Origin of the sequence: Streptomyces sp. SID1328 (genome assembly GCF_009865595.1) — a bacterium.
In the GTDB taxonomy this organism is placed as follows: Bacteria; Actinomycetota; Actinomycetes; order Streptomycetales; family Streptomycetaceae; genus Streptomyces; species Streptomyces griseoluteus.
Map to the genome: position 1 here is coordinate 1 of NZ_WWKH01000398.1, position 5,519 is coordinate 5,519.

The following is a 5,519-nucleotide window of genomic DNA, read 5'->3' on the forward strand; positions in this document are numbered from 1 at the left end:
GTGCGGCGCCGCCCCGAGCCCCGGCAGCAGCACGGGGGCGGCCACCCTGAGGCGCGCCGCGATCTCGGCGGGCGCGGCCCCGCTCTGCACCAGCTCCAGCACCTCCTGGGCGAGCCGGCGCCGTACCGTACGGGCGGCGTCGCGCCGGTCCCGCTCGACGGCGATCAGCTGGGTGACGCCCCGGAGCAGGTCGAGCCGCTCCTCGGGCCAGTCGGCGGCGTCCGCCTCGACGGCCAGCAGCCAGTCCGACAGCACGGTCTCCCGTACGTCCGGCACGGCCTGCGGCGCGCGGCCGGAGGAACGGACCGGGAACAGGGAGTAGGTGACGCCGTCGAGCTGCACCCGGTGCGGCCCGCGCCGCCCGGTGCGTACGGCGGCCAGGTGCTCGGCGGCGAGCCGTGCGCAGGTCTCCGGCGGCAGCGCCGGGCCGGCGACCTTGGACCCGGCGATCAGGCGGCCCGTGGGGGAGAGCACCCAGGCGCGCAGGTCGAGGTCGCTGCCCAGCAGGTCGAGGACCACGTCAGGGCCGCCGCCCGCCGGGCCGGAGGTCATCATGCGCCGGTGCCGGTCCACCACGGCGGCCAGGTCACCGGCGCGCTCGCCGGAGACCTGGCGCACCACGTGCTCGGTGATGGTGGCGAAGGCCACCGACTCGTGCACCGCGAACAGCGGCATCCGGTGCTGGGCACAGGCCACCACCAGGTCCTCGGGTATGTCCCCCAGCTCGGCCTCCCCGGCGGCCAGGGCGGTGACCCCGGCCTGTACCAGGAGGCGGACGAACGGCTCGGAGTCGGCGGCGTCCCGGCGCCAGGCCAGGCCGGTGAGGACCAGCTCGCCGCCGGAGAGGTAACGGCTCGGGTCCCGCAGGTCGGTCGTCATGACCCCGCGGACCGTACGGTCCAGTTCGTCCTCGCCGCCGAGCAGCCGCAGCCCCAGCGCATCGGTGTCCAGCAGTGCGCGCAGCCGCATCTCGTCGCCGCCGTTCTGTATCGAAACTCTTCGTGATCTGGATGGGTGACGGAGGCGGAGCCGGCGCGGGACGCGCGGGCCGTGCCCCGCACCTGTGGTGTCTCCTGTGTTTCCGGAGGAAAACGGAGGGGTTGCGGAGGGCCTTCGTTCATACGAATCTACAAGATGACCGCCGTGGCCAGCCAACTCCTTCGGGTTTTCGGTGACTGACACCGTTGGAAGAAGGACCGGTGTACTGACTTCACGAGCCCCGTGTCATGAGACGGAAGAAGAGAGCCGGGCCATGGAATTCCTTCGCCCCGCAAGCTGGCAGGAGGCGCTCGCCGCGAAGGCCGAGCACCCCACCGCCGTGCCGATCGCCGGGGGCACCGATGTGATGGTGGAGATCAACTTCGACCACCGCCGCCCCACCCACCTCCTGGATCTCACCCGCATCGGCGAGCTGACCGAGTGGGAGACCGGCACGGACTCCGTACGCCTGGGCGCCTCCGTCCCGTACGCCCGGATCATGCGCCACCTGCGGGCCGAGCTGCCCGGTCTCGCGCTCGCCGCGCACACCGTCGCCTCCCCGCAGATCCGCAACCGGGGCGGGGTCGGCGGCAACCTCGGCACCGCCTCGCCGGCCGGGGACGCCCACCCGGCGCTGCTCGCGGCCGGGGCCCAGGTCGAGGCGGAGTCGGCGGCGCGCGGCACCCGGCTCATCCCCGTCGACGCCTTCTACACCGGGGTCAAGCGCAACGCCCTGGAGCCCGACGAGCTGATCCGCGCCGTCCGGATCACCAAGGCGGACGGCCCCCAGCAGTACTCCAAGGTGGGCACCCGCAACGCCATGGTCATCGCCGTGTGCGCCTTCGGCCTCGCCCTGCACCCCGAAACCCGTACCGTCCGCACCGGCATCGGCTCCGCCGCGCCCACCCCGATCCGGGCCGAGGTGGCCGAGCAGTTCCTCAACTCCGCGCTGGAGGAAGGCGGGTTCTGGGAGAGTGGACAGATCATCGCGCCCTCGGCCGTGAAGCAGTTCGCCGCCCTGTGCGCCGCCGCCTGCAACCCCATCGACGATGTGCGCGGCACCGCGGACTACCGGCGCCACGCGATCGGCGTGCTGGCCCGCCGCACGCTGATGTGGGCGTGGGAGTCCTACCGGGGCGGACGCCGGGCCACCGAAGGAGCCGCGTGATGCGCGTCAGTCTGACCGTCAACGGACGCCCGCAGCAGGCCGACGACGTCTGGGAGGGCGAGTCCCTGCTCTACGTGCTGCGCGAACGCCTCGGCCTGCCCGGTGCCAAGAACGCCTGCGAACAGGGCGAGTGCGGCTCCTGCACCGTCCGTCTGGACGGCGAACTGGTCTGCGCCTGCCTGGTCGCGGCCGGACAGGCCGAGGGCCGCGAGGTCGTCACCGTGGAGGGCCTGGCCGACCACGCCGAAAGGCGCCGCGCCACCACGCCCGGCGTCGGCCTGGACGAGGCCCGGCGCTGGCAGCCGGTGCCCAGGGAGGGCGCACAACTGGCGCCGATCCAGGAGGCGTTCATCGACGCCGGCGCCGTCCAGTGCGGTTTTTGCACCCCTGGCCTGCTGGTCGCCGCCGACGAACTGCTGGAACAGAACCCGGAGCCCACCGACGCCGACATCCGCGAGGCGCTCTCCGGCAACCTGTGCCGCTGCACCGGTTACGAGAAGATCATGGACGCGGTCCGCCTGGCGGCCGCCCGGCAGGCCGAGGAGGTCTGACATGCCCGCACCCGGACCGGCCGGCGTCCCCACGAAGATCACCCAGGGCGCCCAGGCAGCGGGCGGCATCGGCGAGTCCACGCTCCGCCCGGACGGCATCCTCAAGGTCACCGGCGAGTTCGCCTACTCCTCCGACCTGTGGCACGAGGACATGCTCTGGGGCCATCTGCTGCGCTCCACCGTCGCCCACGCCGAGATCGTGAGCATCGACGTCTCCGAGGCCCTCGCCCTGCCCGGCGTGCACGCCGTCCTGACCTACGACGACCTGCCCACCGACGTACGTACCTACGGCCTGGAGATCCAGGACACCCCGGTCCTCGCCCACGGCAAGGTCCGCCACCACGGCGAACCCGTCGCCGCCGTCGCCGCCGACCACCCCGAGACCGCCCGCCGGGCCGCCGCCAAGATCCGCGTCGAGTACCGCGAACTCCCCGTCATCACCGACGAGATCTCCGCCACCGCCCCCGACGCGGTCCTGGTCCACGAGGGCCGCACCGACCACCACGCCCCCTACGTGACCCACCCGAACATCCTCCACCGCCAGCCCATCGTGCGCGGCGACGCGGCCGCGGCCGCGGAGCGGGCCGATGTGATCGTGCGCGGCGAGTACACCTTCGGCATGCAGGACCAGGCGTTTCTCGGCCCCGAGTCCGGGCTCGCGGTGCCCGAGGAGGACGGCGGCGTCCACCTCTACATCGCCACCCAGTGGCTCCACTCCGACCTGCGCCAGATCGCCCCCGTCCTGGGCCTGCCCGAGGACAAGGTCCGCATGACGCTGGCCGGGGTCGGCGGCGCGTTCGGCGGCCGCGAGGACCTGTCGATGCAGATCCACGCCTGCCTGCTGGCCCTGCGCACCGGCCGGCCGGTGAAGATCGTCTATGACCGGTTCGAGTCCTTCTTCGGCCACGTCCACCGCCACCCGGCCAAGCTGACCTATGAGCACGGCGCGACCAGGGACGGCCTGCTCACCCACGTGAAGTGCCGGATCGTCCTGGACGGCGGCGCCTACGCCTCCGCCTCCCCGGCCGTCGTCGGCAACGCCGCCTCCCTCGGCATCGGCCCCTACAACGTCGACGACGTCGACATCGAGGCCGTCGCGCTCTACACCAACAATCCGCCCTGCGGGGCGATGCGCGGCTTCGGCGCGGTCCAGGCGTGCTTCGCCTACGAGGCCCAGATGGACAAGCTGGCCAAGGAACTCGGCCTTGACCCGGTGGAGTTCAGGCAGCGCAACGCGATGGAACAGGGCAGCACGCTGCCCACCGGACAGGTGGTGGACTCACCCGCCCCGGTCGCCGAACTCCTGCGACGCGTCAAGGCGATGCCCATGCCGCCCGAGCGCCAGTGGGAGTCCAGCGAGGGCGCCGACGTACGGCAGTTGCCCGGCGGTCTCTCCAACACCACCCACGGCGAAGGGGTGGTGCGCGGGGTCGGGTACGCGGTCGGCATCAAGAACGTCGGTTTCTCCGAGGGGTTCGACGACTACTCCACCGCCCGGGTCCGCATGGAGGTCGTCGCCGGGGAGCCGGTCGCCGTCGTGCACACCGCGATGGCGGAGGTCGGCCAGGGCGGGGTCACCGTGCACGCGCAGATCGCCCGCACCGAACTCGGGGTGGAGAAGGTCACCATCCAGCCCGCCGACACCCGTGTGGGGAGCGCCGGTTCGACCTCCGCCTCCCGGCAGACCTACGTCACCGGCGGCGCCGTCCGCAACGCCTGCGCGCTGGTGCGCGAGAAGGTGCTGGAGATCGGGCGCCGCAAGTTCGGTACGTACCACCCCGCTTGGGCCACCGCAGAACTCCTGCTGGAGCGCGGCAAGGTGGTCACCGACGGAGGTGAGGTGCTGGCCGGCCTCGCCGACGTGCTGGAGGGGGAGAGCGTCGAGATCGAGCGGGAGTGGCGGCACCGGCCGACCCAGCCCTTCGACCGGCACACCGGCCAGGGCAACGGCCATGTGCAGTACTCCTTCGCCGCGCACCGCGCCGTCGTGGAGGTCGACACCGAGCTGGGCCTGGTCAAGGTGGTCGAGCTGGCCTGCGCCCAGGACGTCGGCAAGGCCCTCAACCCGCTCTCCGTGCTCGGCCAGATCCAGGGCGGCACCGTGCAGGGGCTCGGGGTCGCGGTGATGGAGGAGATCCTCGTGGACCCGGTGACGGCGAAGGTGCGCAACCCGTCCTTCACCGACTATCTGATCCCGACCATCCTCGACACCCCGACCATCCCGGTCGACATCCTCGAACTCGCCGACCACCACGCCCCCTACGGGCTGCGGGGCGCCGGCGAGGCCCCCACCCTGTCGTCCACCCCGGCGGTGCTCGCCGCCATCCGCGCCGCCACCGGACTCGAGCTGAACCGCACCCCGGTCCGGCCCGAGCACCTCACCGGCACGGCATGAGAGCGATGCGTCAGGAGGCCGTCGGATGCTGGACATCGCCGAGGAACTGAACGTGTGGGCCGCCGAGGGCCGGGACTTCGCGGTCGCCACCGTGGTCGCCGTCAGCGGCAGCGCCCCCCGCCGCCCCGGCGCCGCCCTCGCGGTCGACGCCGGGGGCACGGCCGTCGGGTCGGTCTCCGGCGGCTGCGTGGAGGGCGCGGTGTACGAGCTGTGCCAACAGGCACTGGCGGACGGCAGGCCCGTGCTGGAGCGCTTCGGGTATGACGACGAGGGCGGCCTGGGAGTGGGACTGACCTGCGGCGGAGCCATCGACGTCCTGGTGGTCCCGGTCCGCGCCGACAGCCGTCACCGGCCGGTGCTCGCCGCCGCGCTGAACGCCGCCGCCGACAGCCGGGCCGTGGCGCTCGCCCGGATCACGGCGGGTCCG

General features: G+C 72.9%; 5 protein-coding genes. 4 read left to right on the plus strand and 1 reads right to left on the minus strand.

Annotated elements, in window-relative coordinates:
* A partial coding sequence (locus tag GT030_RS11910; protein WP_202459992.1) for a PucR family transcriptional regulator ligand-binding domain-containing protein occupies window positions 1–969 on the minus strand: 969 nt, incomplete at its 3' end.
* A gap of 283 nt (window positions 970–1,252) precedes the next feature.
* Here GT030_RS11910 and GT030_RS11915 point away from each other — a divergent pair.
* From GT030_RS11915 to GT030_RS11930, 4 genes are all read left to right on the plus strand, one after another.
* Window positions 1,253–2,146, plus strand: a complete 894-nt coding sequence (locus GT030_RS11915) for a xanthine dehydrogenase family protein subunit M (RefSeq protein ID WP_161201082.1) — start codon at window positions 1,253–1,255, stop codon at window positions 2,144–2,146.
* The gene (locus GT030_RS11920; RefSeq protein ID WP_161201083.1) at window positions 2,146–2,697 is read left to right on the plus strand and encodes a (2Fe-2S)-binding protein; all 552 of its coding nucleotides are present in this window, start codon (window positions 2,146–2,148) and stop codon (window positions 2,695–2,697) included. The genes GT030_RS11915 and GT030_RS11920 overlap by 1 nt, the downstream gene beginning before the upstream one ends.
* 1 nt (window position 2,698) lies before the next feature.
* On the plus strand, window positions 2,699–5,092 hold the full coding sequence (locus tag GT030_RS11925; protein WP_161201084.1) for a molybdopterin cofactor-binding domain-containing protein: 2,394 nt from the start codon (window positions 2,699–2,701) through the stop codon (window positions 5,090–5,092).
* 25 nt (window positions 5,093–5,117) lie between these two features.
* The coding region (locus tag GT030_RS11930; protein WP_161201085.1) for an XdhC family protein at window positions 5,118–5,519 on the plus strand (402 nt) is incomplete at its 3' end.

What these genes read in the sequence shown, in the direction of transcription:
- GT030_RS11915 (WP_161201082.1), top strand. Translation starts at nt 1,253, where the DNA reads ATGGAATTCCTTCGCCCCGCAAGCTGGCAGGAGGCGCTCGCCGCGAAG.
- GT030_RS11920 (WP_161201083.1), top strand. Translation starts at nt 2,146, where the DNA reads ATGCGCGTCAGTCTGACCGTCAACGGACGCCCGCAGCAGGCCGACGAC.
- GT030_RS11925 (WP_161201084.1), top strand. Translation starts at nt 2,699, where the DNA reads ATGCCCGCACCCGGACCGGCCGGCGTCCCCACGAAGATCACCCAGGGC.